At 72.9% G+C, this 17,163-nt stretch carries 21 protein-coding genes; 10 read left to right on the top strand and 11 right to left on the bottom strand.

From position 1 onward, the window contains the following. The first annotated feature begins 195 nt into the window (after nt 1-195). From MKK64_RS22540 to cysC, 6 genes are all read left to right on the top strand, one after another. The gene (locus MKK64_RS22540; protein WP_243934838.1) at nt 196-1,728 is read left to right on the top strand and encodes a DEAD/DEAH box helicase; all 1,533 of its coding nucleotides are present in this window, start codon (nt 196-198) and stop codon (nt 1,726-1,728) included. A gap of 155 nt (nt 1,729-1,883) precedes the next feature. Next, on the top strand, nt 1,884-2,069 hold the full coding sequence (locus tag MKK64_RS22535) for a YegP family protein (RefSeq protein WP_243934839.1): 186 nt from the start codon (nt 1,884-1,886) through the stop codon (nt 2,067-2,069). 116 nt (nt 2,070-2,185) lie between these two features. Beyond that, on the top strand, nt 2,186-2,467 hold the full coding sequence (locus tag MKK64_RS22530) for a hypothetical protein (protein ID WP_147729335.1): 282 nt from the start codon (nt 2,186-2,188) through the stop codon (nt 2,465-2,467). Nucleotides 2,468-2,628: 161 nt separating this feature from the next. Next, complete coding sequence (locus tag MKK64_RS28155) at nt 2,629-2,757, top strand: hypothetical protein (protein ID WP_279593315.1); 129 nt, start codon at nt 2,629-2,631, stop codon at nt 2,755-2,757. 85 nt (nt 2,758-2,842) lie between these two features. Further along, entirely contained in the window at nt 2,843-3,268 is a 426-nt protein-coding gene (locus MKK64_RS22525; RefSeq protein ID WP_243934840.1) for an acyl-CoA thioesterase, read from the top strand. A 98-nt stretch (nt 3,269-3,366) separates the two neighbouring features. Then, nucleotides 3,367-3,975, top strand: coding sequence for an adenylyl-sulfate kinase (gene cysC, locus MKK64_RS22520; protein ID WP_187275601.1), 609 nt, complete (start codon nt 3,367-3,369; stop codon nt 3,973-3,975). 31 nt (nt 3,976-4,006) lie between these two features. Here the strand turns inward: cysC and MKK64_RS22515 are convergent, their stop codons facing one another. Further along, entirely contained in the window at nt 4,007-5,566 is a 1,560-nt protein-coding gene (locus MKK64_RS22515; RefSeq protein ID WP_243937543.1) for an ATP-binding protein, read from the bottom strand. A gap of 119 nt (nt 5,567-5,685) precedes the next feature. Next, nucleotides 5,686-6,147 carry a GNAT family N-acetyltransferase gene (locus MKK64_RS22510; protein WP_243937541.1) on the bottom strand — a complete coding sequence of 154 codons (462 nt, stop codon included), beginning with the start codon at nt 6,145-6,147 and terminating at the stop codon, nt 5,686-5,688. A 75-nt stretch (nt 6,148-6,222) separates the two neighbouring features. Here MKK64_RS22510 and MKK64_RS22505 point away from each other — a divergent pair, with 75 nt between their 5' ends. After that, nucleotides 6,223-7,224 (top strand): P1 family peptidase, encoded by a 1,002-nt coding sequence (locus tag MKK64_RS22505; protein ID WP_243937600.1) that lies wholly within the window; start codon nt 6,223-6,225, stop codon nt 7,222-7,224. A gap of 10 nt (nt 7,225-7,234) precedes the next feature. On the opposite strand, the gene MKK64_RS22500 is transcribed toward MKK64_RS22505, so the two are convergent. The 5 genes from MKK64_RS22500 to MKK64_RS22480 form a co-directional block, all read right to left on the bottom strand. Beyond that, nucleotides 7,235-7,513: a hypothetical protein gene (locus tag MKK64_RS22500; RefSeq protein WP_243937539.1), complete on the bottom strand. Its 279-nt coding sequence runs from the start codon at nt 7,511-7,513 to the stop codon at nt 7,235-7,237. A 13-nt stretch (nt 7,514-7,526) separates the two neighbouring features. Then, complete coding sequence (locus MKK64_RS22495; protein ID WP_147727724.1) at nt 7,527-7,733, bottom strand: hypothetical protein; 207 nt, start codon at nt 7,731-7,733, stop codon at nt 7,527-7,529. A 93-nt stretch (nt 7,734-7,826) separates the two neighbouring features. Continuing rightward, a complete protein-coding gene (locus MKK64_RS22490) occupies nt 7,827-10,193 on the bottom strand; it encodes a response regulator (RefSeq protein WP_243937537.1) in 2,367 nt (788 codons plus the stop codon). A 50-nt stretch (nt 10,194-10,243) separates the two neighbouring features. Further along, complete coding sequence (gene rarD, locus MKK64_RS22485; protein WP_147727726.1) at nt 10,244-11,149, bottom strand: EamA family transporter RarD; 906 nt, start codon at nt 11,147-11,149, stop codon at nt 10,244-10,246. A 121-nt stretch (nt 11,150-11,270) separates the two neighbouring features. Further along, nucleotides 11,271-11,543: a hypothetical protein gene (locus MKK64_RS22480; protein ID WP_147727722.1), complete on the bottom strand. Its 273-nt coding sequence runs from the start codon at nt 11,541-11,543 to the stop codon at nt 11,271-11,273. Between the two features lie 85 nt (nt 11,544-11,628). Between MKK64_RS22480 and MKK64_RS22475 the strand changes: the two genes are divergently transcribed. Further along, nucleotides 11,629-11,802 (top strand): Rmf/CrpP family protein, encoded by a 174-nt coding sequence (locus tag MKK64_RS22475; RefSeq protein ID WP_187273697.1) that lies wholly within the window; start codon nt 11,629-11,631, stop codon nt 11,800-11,802. A gap of 86 nt (nt 11,803-11,888) precedes the next feature. Then, nucleotides 11,889-13,076: a cystathionine beta-lyase gene (gene metC / locus MKK64_RS22470; RefSeq protein ID WP_147727721.1), complete on the top strand. Its 1,188-nt coding sequence runs from the start codon at nt 11,889-11,891 to the stop codon at nt 13,074-13,076. A 7-nt stretch (nt 13,077-13,083) separates the two neighbouring features. On the opposite strand, the gene MKK64_RS22465 is transcribed toward metC, so the two are convergent. Next, a complete protein-coding gene (locus tag MKK64_RS22465) occupies nt 13,084-13,698 on the bottom strand; it encodes a pyridoxamine 5'-phosphate oxidase family protein (RefSeq protein WP_147727720.1) in 615 nt (204 codons plus the stop codon). A gap of 222 nt (nt 13,699-13,920) precedes the next feature. On the opposite strand from MKK64_RS22465, the gene MKK64_RS28150 reads away from it, so the two are divergent. After that, entirely contained in the window at nt 13,921-14,055 is a 135-nt protein-coding gene (locus tag MKK64_RS28150; RefSeq protein ID WP_279593313.1) for a hypothetical protein, read from the top strand. 85 nt (nt 14,056-14,140) lie between these two features. Here the strand turns inward: MKK64_RS28150 and MKK64_RS22460 are convergent, their stop codons facing one another. The 3 genes from MKK64_RS22460 to MKK64_RS22450 are packed head-to-tail and all read right to left on the bottom strand — an operon-like array spanning nt 14,141 to nt 16,967. After that, complete coding sequence (locus MKK64_RS22460; protein ID WP_147727719.1) at nt 14,141-14,476, bottom strand: lipid-A-disaccharide synthase N-terminal domain-containing protein; 336 nt, start codon at nt 14,474-14,476, stop codon at nt 14,141-14,143. A 5-nt stretch (nt 14,477-14,481) separates the two neighbouring features. Then, nucleotides 14,482-15,213, bottom strand: coding sequence for a glycosyltransferase family 2 protein (locus tag MKK64_RS22455; RefSeq protein WP_147858776.1), 732 nt, complete (start codon nt 15,211-15,213; stop codon nt 14,482-14,484). After that, nucleotides 15,210-16,967 (bottom strand): ArnT family glycosyltransferase, encoded by a 1,758-nt coding sequence (locus tag MKK64_RS22450; RefSeq protein ID WP_243937529.1) that lies wholly within the window; start codon nt 16,965-16,967, stop codon nt 15,210-15,212. The genes MKK64_RS22455 and MKK64_RS22450 overlap by 4 nt, the downstream gene beginning before the upstream one ends. Nucleotides 16,968-17,163 lie beyond the last annotated feature (196 nt).

Here is a 17,163-nt window from a genome sequence, read left to right as displayed (position 1 = left end):
ACGGATACGAGGGACGGCGCGGATCGCGCCTCTCCGAATGTCCGGCCCCTCTCTTCATAACGTGCATGCACCCGGGCCGCCCCATCACGCGGGCAGCCTCCTGCTCTACGGATCGCATCTCTCTCCGTACTTGGCGGCGCCGCTCGACACGAGCCGGGCCCGCGCTCGCGATCCGGCTGCCTGAGAAGTAACATCTTGACCCAGTTCACCGATTTCGGCCTCGCCCAGCCCGTGCTGAAGGCGCTCGAAGAGGCCGGCTACCACACCCCAACCCCGATCCAGTCGCAGGCGATCCGCCCGGCGATGGAAGGCCGCGACCTCTGCGGCATCGCCCAGACCGGCACCGGCAAGACCGCCGCCTTCGCTCTGCCGATCCTGCACCGCCTGAGCCTCGAGAAGCGCCATGCGCCGCGTCGCGGCTGCCGGGTGCTGGTGCTCTCGCCGACCCGCGAGCTTGCCAACCAGATCGCCGAGAGCTTCTCCGATTACGGCCGGCACCTGCCGCTGACCAACACCGTCGTGTTCGGCGGCGTCACCATCGGCCGCCAGGAGCGGGCGCTGGCGCCGGGCGTCGACATCCTCGTCGCCACCCCGGGCCGGCTGATCGACCTCGTCGACCGCCGCTCGCTGACGCTGGAAGGCGTCGAGATCCTCGTCCTCGACGAGGCCGACCAGATGCTCGACCTCGGCTTCATCCATGCGCTCAAGCGCATCGTGAAGATGCTGCCGGCCAAGCGCCAGAGCCTGTTCTTCTCGGCGACCATGCCGAAGAACATCGCCGGCCTCGCCGACCAGTACCTGCGCGATCCGGTCCAGGTCGCCGTCACGCCGGTGGCCACCACCGCCGAGCGCGTCGAGCAGCAGGTGATCTTCGCCCATACCGGCGCCAAGCAGGCGCTGCTCGCCCACATCCTGCGCGATCCGAAGATCGAGCGCGTGCTGGTCTTCACCCGGACCAAGCACGGCGCCGACCGCGTCGTGCGCGGCCTCGAGAAGGTCGGCACCGCGGCCTCCGCCATCCACGGCAACAAGTCCCAGCCGCAGCGCGAGCGCGCGCTGGCCGCCTTCAAGGACGGGCAGTGCCGCGTGCTGGTGGCGACCGACATCGCCGCGCGCGGCATCGACGTCGAGGCGGTGAGCCACGTCGTCAACTTCGACCTGCCGAACGTGCCCGAGAGCTACGTCCACCGCATCGGCCGCACCGCGCGCGCTGGCGCGGACGGGCTCGCGATCTCGTTCTGCAACGACGAGGAGAAGGCGTACCTGCGCGACATCGAGCGCATCACCCGCCAGCGCATCCCCGTCGCCCCCTTCCCCGAGGGCTTCACCCCGCCTTCGCGCCAGGAGGCGGCCGAGATCGCCCAGGCCGAGGAGCGCCGTCCCGACACCCGCGGCCAGCGCCCCGGCGGCGGCCGTCCGGGCCAGCGTCCCGGTGGCCGGCCGGGCCAGGCGCCCGGCGGTCGTCCCGGCCAAGGCCGCCCGTTCGGCGGCGGCAACCGCACCGCCGAGGCCGGCCGCGGCCCGGGTCGTCCCGACGGCGCCCGCCAGCCCGACACCCGCAACGCCCGCCCGCAGGGCGAGCGCCCGAGCAACGGCCCGCGCCCCGAGCGCGCCGCCGGCGATCGTCCGCGCCAGCCCGCCAACAACCGTCCGCGCAGCGGCGGCGGCGGCAACGGCGGCGGCGAGGGCCGTGCCATCGGCTGGCTCGACCGCAGCCCGCGCTCCTGAGCCAGCTCGCTTCCTGACCTGATCGAGAAGGCCGCCCCGGATACCCGGGGCGGCCTTCTGCTTTTTCGTATCCGGTGTCCTGCCGCCTGCGCGGGAGCATTGCCGGCGGTCGTCCCGCGCCCCATCTCGACGGCATCGAGACAGGAGCAGCCCCGATGCGATTCGAGATCTACCGCGATGCGCCGGGCCATTGGCGCTGGCGCCTGCGGGCGCAGAACGGCAACGTCGTCGCCGATTCGGGCGAGGGCTACGTTCGCCGCGAGGATTGCGAGCACGGCATCGCGCTGGTCCGTCAGAGCGAGACCGCGAAGGTCGTCGACATGACGACGCAGATCGCCTGATCACAACCGAAAGTCGGCTTTCGCGACGAAACGCTTTTCGCGGTTCGTGCGTTTCGACGGCTCGGGCTCAAGCCCCGCTCGTACGTCTCCCATCCACGAAAGAGTTGAGATCCGCGATGAGGAAATTCCTGCTGGCCGCCCTGCTCGTCCTGGGCTTCGCGGCCGCCGCCCCGCAGGGCGCGTCCGCCGCTCCGGTCGGCCCCGGCCTCGCCCTGCAGACGGAAGCCGCCCCCGCGGTCGCCGAGAAGGCCCAGTACTTCTACCGCCGCCGGTTCGGGCCGCGTCCGTTCTACCGCCGCCCGTATTACGGCCGCCGCTTCTACGGCCCGCGTCCGTTCTACCGTCGTCCGTATTACGGCCGCCGCTTCTACGGCCCGCGTCGTCGGTTCTTCTACTGATCGCACGGCGAGCCTGCGTCGAAGTCTGAACCCGGCGGCCCTTGGGGCCGTCGGGTTTTTTCATGACTTGGGCAAGCGGGCTGCGTTCGCGCGCTATCCGGTGTAGGGTCTCGCGTTCGGGACGGCCGGCATCAGATCGGTCCGCCCGGGAGGAACGCCCCATGGACGATATCGCGACGCGCGAGGTGGTCGCGCGCGACCTCTGGCAATCGATCCCGCTCGAATGCCTGGTCTGCGCCGCCGCCGTCTTCCTGGCGGCCGGCCTGAAACTCGCCGGCCTGATGCCCTGACCCCTTTCGACATCGCGGCGTTCGCGCATAATCGGCGCCGCGCCCCGAGCGCGTCGGTGCGCTTCGCGCCAAGGAACAGGACCGCATGGACCGGGACAGCGCCGAGGAACCGCAGGGCGATCTGACGGTGCGCACCATCGCGATGCCGGCCGACACCAACGCCAACGGCGACATCTTCGGCGGCTGGGTGCTGTCGCAGATGGACCAGGCCGGCGGCATCGCCGGGGTCGACCGGGCCGAGGGCCGCGTGGTCACCGTGGCCCTGGACGCCATGACCTTCATCCGCCCGGTGCGGATCGGCGACGTGCTCTGCGTCTACACCCGGATCGGGCATGTCGGGCGCACCTCGATGAAGATCGAGGTCGAGGCCTGGGCGCGGCGCTTCCGGACGCAGGTGCGCGAGAAGGTGACGTCGGCGACCTTCACCTTCGTCGCGATCGACGACGAGGGTCGGCCGAGGGCGATCCCCAAGGCCGCCCCGGTGGCGGAGCCATCGTTCACGCGAGCGTGATCGACGGGTTCCGTTCCGACGCGGTTCCGGCTAGGCATCGCGCGAGCGGATCCCCGAGGGGGCGGGGGGATGCGAGAGCTGGCCCGAGGATTGTGCCGTTGCCCGACCCGTCGCACCGCGCCGACAACCTGACCTGGCAGACCCTTCAGCCCCGCGAGACGCGCTGGCGCAGCCTGAGCCAGCGCCCGGCCATCGCCTGGTTCACCGGGCTGTCGGGGGCGGGCAAGTCGAGCATCGCCAACGCCGTCGACCGCTCGCTCACCGAGGCGGGGCGGCACGCCATGGTGCTCGACGGCGACAACCTGCGCCACGGCCTCAACCGCGACCTCGGGTTCACCGCGGCCGATCGCGCCGAGAACATCCGGCGGGCGGCCGAGACCGCGCGCCTGATGGCGGAGGCGGGACTGGTGGTGATCGTGTCGCTGATCTCGCCGTTCCGCGCCGAGCGCGCGACGGCGCGGCAGATCGCGGGCGACATCCCGTTCCTGGAGGTCTTCATCGACACCTCGCTGGCGGTGTGCGAGGCGCGCGACCCGAAGGGCCTGTACGACAGGGCGCGGGCCGGCACGATCCCGAACTTCACGGGGATCTCGGCGCCCTACGAGGCGCCGCTCGACCCCGACATGACCTTGGTCACCGACGGGCTGAGCGTCGCGGAGTCGTCGAGGACCCTGATCGCGGAGCTGATGCGGCTCAGCGCAGGCTGACCCGAAGCGTCTCGCGTTCGCGGCAAAACCCTCACTCCGCCGCGAACAGCCCCCAGCTAGCCCCGGGATCGGGGGCGTCCGCCGCCGCCGGCTCGGCGACGTCCGCCTTCGGGTCGCCCGGTGCGGTCTCGCAGCCGAGCGCCGGCAGGGCGATGATGCGGTTCTTCGAGAAGTCCACGCGGCAGACGATGGCGTTGCGGCTTTCCATGTAGCCGAGCAGGCGCCGGGCGCGGCCGGGCGAGCGGCTGCCGATGGCCCGGGCCAGCGCCGCATCGCCGGGACAGGGCTCGCCCGCGAGCGCCGCCCGCGCCAGCAGCAGGAACAGGCCCTGGACCTCCTCCGGCATCCCGGCGGCGGCCTCCTGCGCCCGCGTCCAGCGTTCGTCCCCGTCGGTCGCGGCGGGCGCCGCATCGATCCCGGCCCGTGCCACGCTCAGGGACCGGCGGAAGGCCTGGAGCCCGACGCGCTCGCCGTCGAGGCCGCGCATCCGGCAGCGGACCAGGAAGTCCTGGTAGACCACGGCGACGGACTGGCGCCCGGCCTCGGGCTCGGCGACCAGCCCACGCAGGATCGCCTCGCAGCCGGCCCGGTTCTCGGCCTCGTCGAGCACGGGCGGGGCGGCGGCCGGCTCCGGACGGTGGGCGGCGAGCTCCCGCATCAGGTCGGCGGGGCTGACGCGCGGCGTCGCCGGCGCCCGAGACGCCCGCGTCGGGTAGGCGAAGCCGGCTTCGGCCGGCGCCAGGATCTGGGCGCGCAGGTCCGCGTCCGCCGCCTGCGGCAGCGGGATCAGGGTCGGCGAGGCCGCGCGCGACGAGGTGGTGACCGGACCGATGCGGAGAGCGAGCGGACGGCGGCTCAGCGCCGGCCCGAGCGCCACGAACTCGCCCCGCGCCAGGTCGCGGAAACGCTCCGCGCCTCGCCGGTCGAGGCCGAGCAGGTCGGCGGCCCGCGCCATGTCGATGTCGAGGAAGGTGCGCCCCATCAGGAAGTTGGTGGCCTCGGCCGCGACGTTCTTGGCGAGCTTGGCCAGCCGCTGCGTCGCGATGATGCCGGCCAAGCCCCGCTTGCGCCCGCGGCACATCAGGTTGGTCATCGCACCGAGCGCGATCTTGCGGGCCTCGTCGGAGACGTCGCCGGCGGCGGCCGGCGCGAAGATCTGCGCCTCGTCGACCACGACGAGGCAGGGATACCAATGCGCCCGCTCGGCCTCGAACAGCCCGCCGAGGAAGGCGGCGGCGGCGCGCATCTGCGCCTCCATGTCGAGGCTCTCGAGGTCGAGCACCACCGAGACGCGGTGCCCGCGCACCCGCGCGGCGATCGCCTGCAGGTCGCCCTCCCCGTGGCTTCCGTCCACCACGAGGTGGCCGTGCGCCTCGGCGAGAGTGACGAAGTCGCCCTCGGGGTCGATCACCACCTGCTGCACGTGGCCGGCGCTCTGCTCCAGCAGGCGGCGCAGCAGGTGCGACTTGCCCGAGCCGGAATTGCCCTGGACGAGCAGGCGCGTCGCGAGCAGCTCCTCCAGGTCGAGGCGGGCCGGCTGGCCGATGCCCTGCCCGTCGAGCCCGAGCCCCATCTCGATGCCGAACGCCATCGTCGCTCCGGTTGCACGCCGCGGGAAATCCCGAGCCTCCCGTTAACACGCGAGCACCCTTCGCGATGCGTCCGGCGCGCCGCGCGTCCACAGGCGCGGGGTCGCGGTGGACGACGGGCTCAGAGCGGCTTGCGGTAGACCACGAAGCCCGAGCGGTCGCCGACCTGATCGTAGAGCCGCATCGCCGTCGCGTTGGTCTCGTGCGTCTGCCAGTAGACCCGGGGCGATCCGGCGCGGCGCGCCGCAACGTAGACGGCCTCGATCAGCGCGCGGCCGACGCCCTGCCCGCGGGCGTCAGCCGTCGTGAACAGGTCCTGCAGGTAGCAGAACGGCGCGGTGGCCGTGGTGGTGCGGTGGTAGAGGTAGTGCGTCAGGCCGATCAGCCGGCCCTCGCGTTCGGCCACCAGCGCGTGCATCGGCTCGTAGGCGTCGAAGAACCGCTCCCAGTTCGCCTGCGTCACCGCGGGCGGGATCGCCGCCGGGCCGACGCGCTCGTAGAACACGTTGTAGCCCTCCCAGAGCGGGAGCCACTGCGCGTGGTCGGCGCGGGCGACGGGGCGGATGACGACGTCCTGGGGCATCGTCGCGATCCTGCACCCGCCCGCATCGCCGCTCAAGCCGTGCGGCCCGCGCGCGATCGTGGCATGCTGCCATCCATGCGGAACGCCATCACCGACATCGCCGGCATCCGGGTCGGCCACGCCGCGGACGCACGGGTCGCCAGCGGCGTCACCGCGCTGGTGTTCGACCGGCCGGTCACGGCGGCGGTGGACGTCCGCGGCGGCGGGCCGGGCACCCGCGAGACCGATTTGCTCGACCCCGAGCGCACCGTCGAGGGCATCGACGCGCTGGTGCTGTCGGGCGGCTCGGCCTTCGGGCTGGACGCCGCCGCGGGGGTCGTGGCGTGGCTCGCCGAGAACGGGCGCGGCTTTCCCGTCGGCGGGATGCGGGTGCCGATCGTGCCCGGCGCGATCCTGTTCGACCTGCTCAACGGCGGCGACAAGGCGTGGGGGCGCTATCCGCCCTATCGCGAGCTCGGGTTCCTGGCGGCCCAAATGGCCTCGGAGGACGTGGCGCTCGGCTCGGTCGGGGCCGGCACCGGCGCGCGCACGGCCAACCTCAAGGGCGGGATCGGCTCGGCCTCGGCCGACGTTCCGGGCACCGGCTTCCGGGTCGGCGCGCTCGCGGCGGTCAACCCCTTCGGCCGGGTGACGGTCGGCGACGGCCCGCATTTCTGGGCGGCGCCGTTCGAGCGGGCGGCGGAGTTCGGCGGCCTCGGCTGGCCCGGCGCGATGCCGGACGACGCCCTCGCCTTTCCCGTCCGCGCCCTGCCCGGCGCCGCGACGACGCTGGCGGTGGTCGCCACCGACGCGGCGCTGACCAAGGCGCAGGGCCGGCGCCTCGCGGTGGCGGCGCAGGTCGGCCTCGCGCGGGCGATCCAGCCGGTGCACACGCCCCTCGACGGCGACGTGGTGTTCTCCGTCGCGACGGGGGCGGTGGCGCCGGCGGACCCGATCGGCGACCTGGCGCGCCTCGGCGACATGGCGGCCCAGGTGCTGGCCCGTGCCGTCGCGATCGGGGTGTACGCGGCGGCGTCCTTGCCCGGAACGCACGGTCTTCCGCCGGCCTGGCGCGATCGGTTCGGATCGGGCGCGTAGGGCGGCGGGCTTAGGCCTCGTCGCGGGCGTCCTGCAGCAACTGCGCGAGGCCGGCATCCACCTCCGCTCCGAGCATCGCGCGCTCGGCATCGGTGAGGTCGCGCGCCCATTTCGGGCCGGCGAACCCGGTCGCGCACTTGTCGCGCTCGGCGGCGATGTAGGCTTCGACCTCGGCCGGGCGGGTCCGCAACGCGTGGACCATCCCGAACCAGGCCGCACGCTCGACCACCGCGAGGCGGGCCCGAAGCCGGATCATCACCGCACGCTCGGGATCGACGTCGTCGCTCATCGGGGCGGGATCCTCAGCGCCGCGGCTCGCAGCGGGTCTTCACGTAGCTGTCCTTGCCGTTGCCGAGGCCGGCATTGGCGGCCAGCACCGGGCCCTGGATCAGGCATTCCTGCAGGGTGTGGGCCGGGCCCGTCACCACGTCGAGGGCGTTGTCCCGGCTGCAATCCTGGACCTGGACCGACGAGGCGCAGATCAGGGCGACGACGACGATGGGATTCATGGGCGCGCTCCAAGGCCCCGCCGCGACGGGCGCGTGCCGGGAGTGCAAAGGGGCGGGCCGGCGGAAGGTTCCGCCGGTGCGCCGATCCGCGCGCTAGCGCTCCCGCGCGGCGAGCGCGTCGAGGAGCCCCTGCATGCTCTTCGGCACCGGCGCGGAGACCTCGCGCGCGTAGAGCACGCGCAACTGCCGGCCGATCTCGGCGAGGCTCAAGGACCCCTTCTCGATCACCCGGTCCGCCTGGGCCTGGAGGCTCCTGCGCTCGGCGTCGGTGATCTCCTTGGCGGTCAGCACCACCACCGGCACGTCGCCGTCGGGCCGCGCCCGCAGCGCGCGCAGGAACCCGAACCCGTCCATCTCCGGCATCATCAGGTCGAGCAGGATCAGGTTCGGGCGCTGCGCCTCGAAATGCTCCAGCGCCGCCCGGCCGTTCTCGGCCTCGTCGACGCTCCAGCCGTCGCGCGCGAGCGTCCGGCGCAGGCGCTCGCGGGCGTCCGCGTCGTCGTCGACGACGAGGACGCGGGCCTCGACGCCCTCCGGCCGGTAGCGGTCCATCAGGCCCTTGAGCCGGTCCCAGTCGATCGGCTTGACGAAGTAGTCGGTGGCGCCGAGCGCCTGGCCGAGGCCCTGCTCGGCCACCACCGAGGTCATGATCACCGGGATGCCGGCGAGCTCCGGGTCGTTGCGCACGGCGTGCAGCACCGCCCAGCCGTCCATGCGCGGCATCTCGACGTCGAGCAGGATCGCGCGCGGCTTCAAGGCCCGCGCCAGCGTCAGCCCGGCCCGGCCGTCGTTGGCGGTGCGGACGCGGAAGCCCTCGCGTTCGAGGAAGCGCTGCAGCAGCTCGCGCGCGGCCGGGTCGTCGTCGACGAGCAGCACCGCGTCGTGCTCCTCGTGCGCGTGCACCGGCGCGGGCACGGCGAGCTCGGCCGCGACCTGCCCCTCGTCCTCGACCGCCAGGATCGCCGGCAGCCGCAGGGTGAAGGTCGAGCCCTGCCCGGGCACGCTGGTCACGCCGATGTCGCCGCCCATGGTGCGGCAGAAGGCGCGGGTGATGGCGAGGCCGAGGCCGGTGCCGCCGAACTGCCGCGTGGTCGATTCATCGGCCTGGGCGAAGCGCTCGAACAGCCGGCCGATCTGCTCCTCGGTGAGCCCGATCCCGGTATCGGCCACCGAGAAGCCGAACCAGTCGGCGCCGGCCTCGCGACGGCGCTCGACCTTCAGGGTGATCGTGCCGTTCTCGGTGAACTTGGCCGCGTTGCCGATCAGGTTGAGCAGGCACTGGCGGATCTTGGTCTGGTCCTGGTGCATCGCGCCGAGGTCGTCGGCGAGGTCGAGGACGAAGCGGTTGCCCTTCTTCTCGACGAGCGAGCCGGTGGCGTCGGAGACGTCCGAGATCAGGTCGGCAACGGTGAAGTGCTCGGCCGAGGCGGTCATGCGCCCGGCCTCGATCTTGGAAATGTCGAGCACGTCGTTGATGAGCGAGAGCAGGTGGCGGGCCGCCGCCTCGATCTTGCGCAGGTCGGGCAGCAGGGCGGCCTGCCCGATATCCTCGAGCTCCTCCCCGAGCATCTCCGAGTAGCCGATCACCGCCGAGAGCGGCGTGCGCAGCTCGTGGCTCATGTTGGCGATGAACTGGCTCTTGGCGAGGTTGGCGGCCTCCGCGGCCTGCCGCGCCCGCTCGACCTCGGCCTCCGCCTCCTTCCGGTCGGTGATGTCGGTGTTGGAGCCGACCCATTCGCGCAAGGAGCCGTCGGCGGCGAGCACCGGCACGCCGCGCACCTCCATGTCGCGCCACTGCCCGTCGTGCCGGCGCAGGCGGTAGTCGACGGCGTAGGGCGTGCGCGCCTCGATGCAGCCGGCCCAGACCTCGGCGGCATGCGCCCGGTCGTCGGGATGGACCGCGTCGATCCAGCCCCAGCCCTGGAAGGCCTCCTCGGACTGGCCGGTATAGGCGCTCCAGCGCGGCTGCGGCGGCAGCAGGGCGCCGGCGGCGTCGGTGTTCCAGATCACGGCCGTGGAGGCGTCGACGAGCGCCCGGAACCGCTCCTCGGATTGCAGCAGCCGGTCCTCGGCTTCCTGCTTGTGGGTGATGTCGGTGTTGGTGCCGTACCAGCGCAGGATTCGGCCCGCCGCGTCCCGATGCGGCATCGCCTGCGACAGGAACCAACGGAAGGTGCCGTCCTTGCCCCGCAGCGGGAAGGTGTCCTCCCAGGCATCGCCGCCGGCGATCGCCGCCTTGAAGCGCTCCGTCACCGCCTCGACGTGGTCGGGATGGTGGACGTCGCGCCAGCCCCAGCCGCGCATCGTCGCGAGGGTCGTGCCGGTGTAGTCGTACCAGCGGCGGTTGTACCAGATGATGTCGCCGGTCGCGGTGGCGATCCAGGCGAGCTGCGGCAGCGCCTCGGCGAGGTTCTCGTAGTCGGCCTGCGTGACCGTGGCAGGCTCGCTGGGATCACTCATCGCAACACTCGGACTGGCTTCCCGCGGCGGATGCCGGGCACGAAGCGGCCTTATACACGCATCGCGCCCGGGTTCGGCGCGGCGGTTTCGCCCGGCACGCCATGCGCTCGCGCCGCCCGGCCGGCGCGGAGAAGGTCGAAGGCGTAGAGCGCCAGCGCCAGCCAGATCAGCCCGAACATCGGGATCGCGTGCGGCGCCACGTGCTCGCCATAGGCGAGGACGCTCAAGGCCAGCAGGCAGGTCGGGGCGATGTACTGCATCAGGCCGAGCGTCGCGAGGCGCAGGCGGTCTGCGGCCGCCGCGAACCAGATCAGCGGCAGGGCCGTCGTCACCCCCGTCAGCGCCAGCAGGGCGAAGTCCCGCGGATCGGGCGGCAGGGCCGGCTCGGGCGACAGCAGCACCCAGACGAAGGCCGCCGGCGTCAGGATCAGCGTCTCGGCGAGGAACCCGACCGCCGGGTCGACCCCGACCACCTTCCGCACCAGGCCGTAGAGGGCGAAGCTCATCGCGAGCTCGAGCGCCACCAGCGGCAACGTGCCGGCCAGCACAACGGCGATGGCGACCCCGGCCGCGGCGATGCCGACGGCGACCCGCTGCAGCGGGCGCAGGCGCTCGCGCAGGACCACGGCGCCGAGCGCCACGCTGACCAGCGGGTTGATGTAGTAGCCGAGGCTCGCATCGAGCAGGTGGCCGCTGTTCACCGCCTGCAGGTACAGCAGCCAGTTCACGCCGATCAGCCCGGCCGAGACGAAGAGCAGCGCGTGCCGGGGCCGCAACGGGAACGGGGTGCGCACCCGGTTGCGCCACAGCAGCACCAGCGCGACCGCGAACAGGCACGACCACAGGATGCGCACCGCCAGGATGTGGCTCGGGGAGAAGCCCGAGAGCAGCCGGAAATGCACCGGGACGACGAGGCCCCAGCTCAGATAGGCGCCGAGCGCGTAGACGAGGCCCACGGTGTCCGTCCCGATCGCGTCCGCCGGCATCCGGCGCGGAGAAGTCCTGGCGATCTAGCCCGCGCCGACCGCTCCGGTCAGGCCCGGCGGCGCAGAGCAGGCATCCGCCCCGCCCGCGCCGTCAGCGCTTCGTCGGCAGGATCGGGTCGCCGCGCATCAGCGCGTTCAGGCGCTCGGTGTCGAACCCGTTCGGGATCTTCGCCGGTGCCGGCTTCACGGCCGCGACCGGCTTCTCCGGCGCCGGGATCGATCCGGTCGCCGAAGGTTCGGGCAGGACGATGCGGGCGACCGGGCTCGGCACCGTGTGGGCCAGCCGGTCGGCGCAGACGAACCCGATCACGAGGATCGAGGCGCCGGCCGAGACGCCGGCGGCGAGGAGACGCAGGATACGCAAGCGACGGGTTCCGGCAACGCGAACGACGACGGAGCCGAGGATGGCCCAAGGCCGTTAACGAAGGGACACCTCACAGGGAGATCCCATGAAACCCGAAGCGAACGCCCAGGCCACCGCCAGCGACAGCCCGTTCATCCAGGGCCGCAACGCCCGCCTCTACGGCAAGCCGATCGACGATTGCCCCTACGCGGAGGGCTCGGAGGAGCGCACCGCCTGGCTGCAGGCCTACGAGGAGGCCACCGTCACGGACGCCGGCTGACCGAAAGGGCGGCCCGGGCGCACGCTTGACCTCCGCCGGGTTGCCGGGCTTCGTCGTCCGATCGCAGCCCGAGAGCCAAAGCGCCCATGTCCAAGCCTTCGTCCAAGACCGCCGAGTCGTTCGGGGTCGCGACGCGCCTCGTCCATGCGGGGCGCGATCCGTCGGCGCAGCACGGGTTCGTCAACACGCCGATCTATCGCGGCTCCACCGTGCTGTACCCGACCTACGACGACATCGTGCACCGGCGCGGCCGCTACAATTACGGCACCAGCGGCACGCCGACGATGGACGCGCTGACCGATGCCTGGAGCGAGGTGGCGGGCGCTGCCGGCACGGTGGCGACGCCCTCGGGCCTGTGCGCGCTCACCGTCGCGCTGATGGCCTCGGTCTCCGCCGGCGACCACCTGCTCGTCACCGATTCCGCCTATCGCCCGACCCGGATCTTCTGCGACGGGCTGCTCGCCCGCTTCGGCGTCGAGACGACCTATTACGACCCGCTGGTCGGCGCCGGCATCGCCGGGCTGATGCGCGACAACACCAAGGCCGTGCTGGTCGAGGCGCCGGGCTCGCAGAGCTTCGAGATGCAGGACGTGCCGGCGATCGCCGACGCGGTCCACGCCCGCGGCGGCACCGTGATCATGGACAACACCTGGGCGACGCCGCTGCTGTTCCCGCCGCACGCGCGCGGAGTCGACATCGCCGTCGAGGCCGGGACCAAGTATCTCAGCGGCGGATCCGACCTGCTCCTGGGCCTGACCTCGGCCAACGCCGCGCATTTCCCGGCGGTGCGGCGGACCTTCGACCAGATCGCCCCCTGCGCCGGCCCCGAGGACCTGTTCCTGGCGCTCCGCGGCCTGCGCACCATGAACCTGCGGCTGCGCGAGCACGGCCGCGCCGGCCTCGAGATGGCGCGCTGGCTGCAGGAGCGGCCGGAGGTGCTGCGCGTCCTCCATCCCGGCCTGCCCGAGGATCCCGGCCACGCGATCTGGAAGCGCGACTTCTCCGGCGCATCGGGCCTGTTCGGCGTGGTCCTCGAGCCCGTCTCGGAGACCGCCCTCGCCGCGATGCTCGACGGCCTGGAGCTGTTCGGGATGGGCTTCTCCTGGGGCGGCTTCGAAAGCCTCGTCATTCCCTTCGACTGCAGGCCCTACCGCACGGCGACGCAGTGGGCCCCCGGCGGTCCCGCCCTGCGCTTCCACATCGGGCTCGAGGACGTCGCGGACCTGAAGGCCGATCTCGACGCCGGGTTCGCGCGGTTGCGGGCGGCGGCCTGAGGCGCCCTCACGGCACCCGCCATTCGCCCCGCCACCCTTCCCCGTCGCGGCGCCAGCCGGCGCGGCGATGGCCGCGGCGGTCGAGGTAGAGGAAGTCGAGGGCGTCGGCGCGGACGAGGACGGCGGCGAAGTTCGGGCGGCCGACGGTCAGCGCCGCCGCCTCGTCGGGCACCGCGTAGCCGCCGCCGGCATCGAGCGCGGTGCCGGGCGCGGGCGCGATGCCGTAGCAGACCCGGCTCATCGCCCGCGAGCCGTCCCAGGCTGCGTCCGCCACGGCATCGTCGACGTGGAGACCCGCGCTGCCCTCGATCCGGATCTGAATCTTCGCCGCGCGGTCGTAGGCGTGGAGCGCACAGGCCGGGTTGGCCGCGACCTCGGCCGCCTTGTCCGAGCGGCGGTCGCAGTGGAAGCGCAGGGTGCCGGTCGCGGCATCGGCCTCCCGCAGCACCACCGTGCGGCTGCGCGGGCGGCCCGCCTGGTCCAGCGTCGCGAAGCTCGGGGCGTGGAACGCGCTCCGTCCCTGCGCGACCCCGTCCGCCAGCAGCCGCCACGCTTCGGCGAAGGCCGCGTCGAGGTCGTCGTGGAACGGCGGGAGCGGGTGGCGGGCATCGTCCTGTGGCATCGGGCTCCGAACGGCGCGTGGGTGGGGCGAGACGAGCACGGGCGCGACGGGGGATCAAGCGCGGCATCGCGGTGTCGCGCGCTTAACGCTGTGGTGCCAAAACTAGGCGTCGTGTCCTAGGATGCCTTGACGCGTTCCTAACATGCATTACCCATTGTGCACCGCGTCGACGAGAGCCGCGCGGCTTCCGCTCTCAGATGAGACGTCGACGCTATGCCGTGGATGATGGTTCTGCTGTTCGGGCTGCCCTGCGCCCTCGGTTTCCTCTGCCTCTACGCCGATCGGCATCTCGCCCGGTTCTCCGAGTCCCACGACGACCTTTGGCAGCTGCCGCGGCCGTCTTCGCTGCGGCGCTGATCCCTGAGCGGACCCGGCTGCGACGCGCCAGGGCTCGGTCCGGCACCGGCCTCGGGCCGGTCGGCTCGGGCGCGGGAATGCCGGTTCAGCCCGCCTTGGTTTCGGTTCCGCGCCGGTTGCGGAAGATCAGGGCGAGGTTGCGCAGGTAGATCCCGGTCGAGAGGCCCTGGCCGATGATGATCACCGGCTCGCGGCGCACGAAGCCGTAGACCAGGGTCATGATTCCGCCGGCGATCGACAGGAACCAGAACGACAGCGGGATCACGCTCCGTCCCGCCCGCTCGCTGGCGATCCATTGCAGGATGAAGCGCGAGCCGAAGACCAGCTGCGCGACGATGCCGAAGACCAGCCAGAAGTCGAACCGCGTCACGAACACGTCGTAGAAGTAGTCCGGCAGGTCTCGCGCCAACTGGATCAGCATCGGGATCAGACCTCGGTGACGGCGGGCGTCGGACGCTTGCGGCGAATCAGCCACCACACGCCGGCCAAGTCGAGCAGGCCGACCCAGAGGCGGTCGAACAGCCCGTAGTTCGAGACGCCGGTGAAGCGCGGGCGGTCGACCACGTCGCGGTGCACGATCGCGAAGCCCTCGCGCACCACGAGCGCCGGCATGAAGCGGTGGAGGGCGTCGAAGTACGGCAGGCGCAGGTAGACCGCGCGGCGGAAGACCTTGAGGCCGCAGCCGGTGTCGCGGGTGGAATCGTTGAGGATCCGTCCGCGCACGCCGTTGGCGATGCGGGACTGGATCATCTTGAAGCGCCCGTCCTTGCGGCCCTTGCGCTGCCCCTGGGCGAGGCCCGTCCCCTCGCCCGCCTGCTCCAGCGCCGCCACCAGGACGGGGATGAAGGCCGGGTCGTTCTGGCCGTCGCCGTCGAGCGTCGCGACGATCGGGCCGGCGGCCGCCGCGACCCCGCTGCGCACCGCCGCCGACTGCCCGCCGCTGCGGGCGTGGCGCAGCACCCGCAGCCAGGGCCGGCCCTGACGTGCGGCGTCGAGCGCGGCCGGCGTCGCATCGGTGGAGCCGTCGTCGACGTAGATCACCTCGAAGGGCGCCAGCGCCCCGCAGGCGGCTTCGATCTCGGCGACGAGCCCCGCGATGTTGCCGGCCTCGTTCTTCACCGGCACCACGATGCTGAGGCGGGGAGACGTCGCGTTCATGGGGTCACCGTCTGAGCCGTGGGCGTCACCGCGTAGGCGGTGAGGTCGACCCGGCGGCCGGCGTTGATGTTGAAGCCCGACACCTGCCCCACCGCCTTCGGGCCGACGCCGCCGACGGGCCAGGCATCGGCGAAGTCGGCGGCCGAGCGCTGCTCGACGAAGACGAGGCGGCAGCCGCCCGCATGGAGGAAGGCCAGCGCGTCGGCGCCGGTGTTCGGGGTGGCGAGCTCGGTGCCGATCAGGAACACCAGGCTCGGCTCGCGGTAGCCGAGGCTCGCGACCTGCGGCCGGCACGGCAGCGCGTCGCGGATCGCGGCGAGCCGGTTCGAGACCTTCAGCGCCGGGATCTCGGTCTGCGCCAGCCCGAGCACCGCGGGCGAGAGCACGCAGGCGGAGAGGATCGTGAACACCATCGCCCGCTCGGCGCCGTTCCGCGCATAGGCCATCCAGGCGGCCAGCGCGAGCACGCAGGCGGCCCCGAGCAGCGGCAGGGACAGCACGGGCAGCACCCGGTCCAGGCGCCACGCGACCACGGCGAGGCCGATCGTCAGTCCGATCGGGATCGCCGGCACCAGCAGCGCCATCGCCCGCGCGCCGCGCCGCGTCGGATCGAGGGCGCCGGCCCGGAGCGCCAGCACGGTGAGGATCGCCACCATCGGCATCAGCGGCAGGACGTAGTGCGGCAGCTTGGTCGGCACGGCCTCGAACATCAGCCACGCCGGCACGATCGACGCGCCCAGGAACGCGACCGCATCGTCCCGGCGACGGCGCCACGCGAACGGGATCGCCAGAGCCGCGAAGGCGGCACCGGGCCAGAAGGTCGCGAAGAACACCAGCGCGTAGGTGCCGGGCGGCGCCCAGTGCTTCTCCTTGGCGCTGCCGACCTTGGCCAGCATGTCGTGGCCGACCGCCTCGGTGAAGAAGGCGCTGCCGCTGCGCCAGGCGATCGCCAGAAACCACGGGGCGACGACCGCGACGACGATCGCGAGGCCGGACCACGGCCGCAGCGCCAGGATCCAGCGGCCGGAGCGCGCCTTCCACGACAGGGCCAGCATTGGCAGGCCGACGAAGAGCGGCACCATCGGCCCCTTCACCAGGATGCCGATCGCCAGGCCGAGCCAGAACGCGAGCCGCCCCGCGGTCGAGGGGCCGGGGCCGGATCGCCCGAGCCAGGCGCGGGCGAGCGCGCCGAGCGACGCGATCGCGCACGCGGTCAGCAGCGCGTCGGTCTTGGCGAGATGCGCCTCCGCCGCGAGCATCAGGCAGGCGCCGAACAGGGCGGCCGCGAGGAAGGCGCCGCGCCGCGGCAGGAAGGCGAGCGCCGCCCAGTAGGCCAGCAGCACGGCGGCGGTCGCGCCGACGAGCGAGGGGATGCGGTAGAGCGCGATCTCGGTTCGCGCCTGGGGCACCCCGAGCGCCTCGCCGGCCGCCACCGCCGCGGCCTGGGCCCAGTAGATGCCCACCGGCTTCTTGTGCCGGGCCTCGCCCTGGAAGCGGATGTCGACGCCGTCGCCGGTCTCGAGCATCTGCTTCGAGGCCTGGGCGAATCGCGGCTCGTCCCGGTCCATCGGCTGGAGCGAGATCTGGCCGGGCAGGAAGCAGACGAGGCAGAGCGCCACCAGCCAGGCGCAGGCCCGCGCGTGGCTCGCCGACACGGTGTTCAGGAGGAAGTCGCCGAACGCGAAGCCGGGCCCGGTGGCCGGGACGGGCCGCGTGGCCGGGACGGGTCGCCGCGCGGCTTGGCTGGGGATCATGAGCGCGGTGCGGAACGGAAGGAGGGGGCCGAGAAGGCGGTCATGCGCGGCTCCGGAACCGGCAACCGGCCTCGTCGTTCGGTCGATGCCCAGACGGCCGGCGGTGTCGATGATGCGGCCGGGATTGTCAAATGCCGGCCCCGCCGCCCGAGGGACGGGGCCGGCCGCGCGGCGCGTGTCAGGCCCGGTCGACGCC

Source organism: Methylobacterium sp. E-025 (assembly GCF_022829705.1).
Taxonomy (GTDB): Bacteria; Pseudomonadota; Alphaproteobacteria; order Rhizobiales; family Beijerinckiaceae; genus Methylobacterium.
This window is presented reverse-complemented; position numbering and strand designations above follow the sequence as displayed.

Coding starts and splice junctions, on each gene's coding strand:
- MKK64_RS28150 (WP_279593313.1), top strand. CDS start 13,921: ATGATGGTTCTGCTGTTCGGGCTGCCCTGCGCCCTCGGTTTCCTCTGC.
- MKK64_RS22525 (WP_243934840.1), top strand. CDS start 2,843: ATGGACCGGGACAGCGCCGAGGAACCGCAGGGCGATCTGACGGTGCGC.
- MKK64_RS22535 (WP_243934839.1), top strand. CDS start 1,884: ATGCGATTCGAGATCTACCGCGATGCGCCGGGCCATTGGCGCTGGCGC.
- MKK64_RS22455 (WP_147858776.1), bottom strand. CDS start 15,213: ATGAACGCGACGTCTCCCCGCCTCAGCATCGTGGTGCCGGTGAAGAAC.
- MKK64_RS22450 (WP_243937529.1), bottom strand. CDS start 16,967: ATGATCCCCAGCCAAGCCGCGCGGCGACCCGTCCCGGCCACGCGGCCC.
- MKK64_RS22500 (WP_243937539.1), bottom strand. CDS start 7,513: ATGAGCGACGACGTCGATCCCGAGCGTGCGGTGATGATCCGGCTTCGG.
- MKK64_RS22515 (WP_243937543.1), bottom strand. CDS start 5,566: ATGGCGTTCGGCATCGAGATGGGGCTCGGGCTCGACGGGCAGGGCATC.
- MKK64_RS22460 (WP_147727719.1), bottom strand. CDS start 14,476: ATGCTGATCCAGTTGGCGCGAGACCTGCCGGACTACTTCTACGACGTG.
- MKK64_RS22505 (WP_243937600.1), top strand. CDS start 6,223: ATGCGGAACGCCATCACCGACATCGCCGGCATCCGGGTCGGCCACGCC.
- MKK64_RS22490 (WP_243937537.1), bottom strand. CDS start 10,193: ATGAGTGATCCCAGCGAGCCTGCCACGGTCACGCAGGCCGACTACGAG.
- MKK64_RS22495 (WP_147727724.1), bottom strand. CDS start 7,733: ATGAATCCCATCGTCGTCGTCGCCCTGATCTGCGCCTCGTCGGTCCAG.
- metC (WP_147727721.1), top strand. CDS start 11,889: ATGTCCAAGCCTTCGTCCAAGACCGCCGAGTCGTTCGGGGTCGCGACG.
- MKK64_RS22510 (WP_243937541.1), bottom strand. CDS start 6,147: ATGCCCCAGGACGTCGTCATCCGCCCCGTCGCCCGCGCCGACCACGCG.
- MKK64_RS22530 (WP_147729335.1), top strand. CDS start 2,186: ATGAGGAAATTCCTGCTGGCCGCCCTGCTCGTCCTGGGCTTCGCGGCC.
- MKK64_RS28155 (WP_279593315.1), top strand. CDS start 2,629: ATGGACGATATCGCGACGCGCGAGGTGGTCGCGCGCGACCTCTGGCAA.
- MKK64_RS22475 (WP_187273697.1), top strand. CDS start 11,629: ATGAAACCCGAAGCGAACGCCCAGGCCACCGCCAGCGACAGCCCGTTC.
- MKK64_RS22465 (WP_147727720.1), bottom strand. CDS start 13,698: ATGCCACAGGACGATGCCCGCCACCCGCTCCCGCCGTTCCACGACGAC.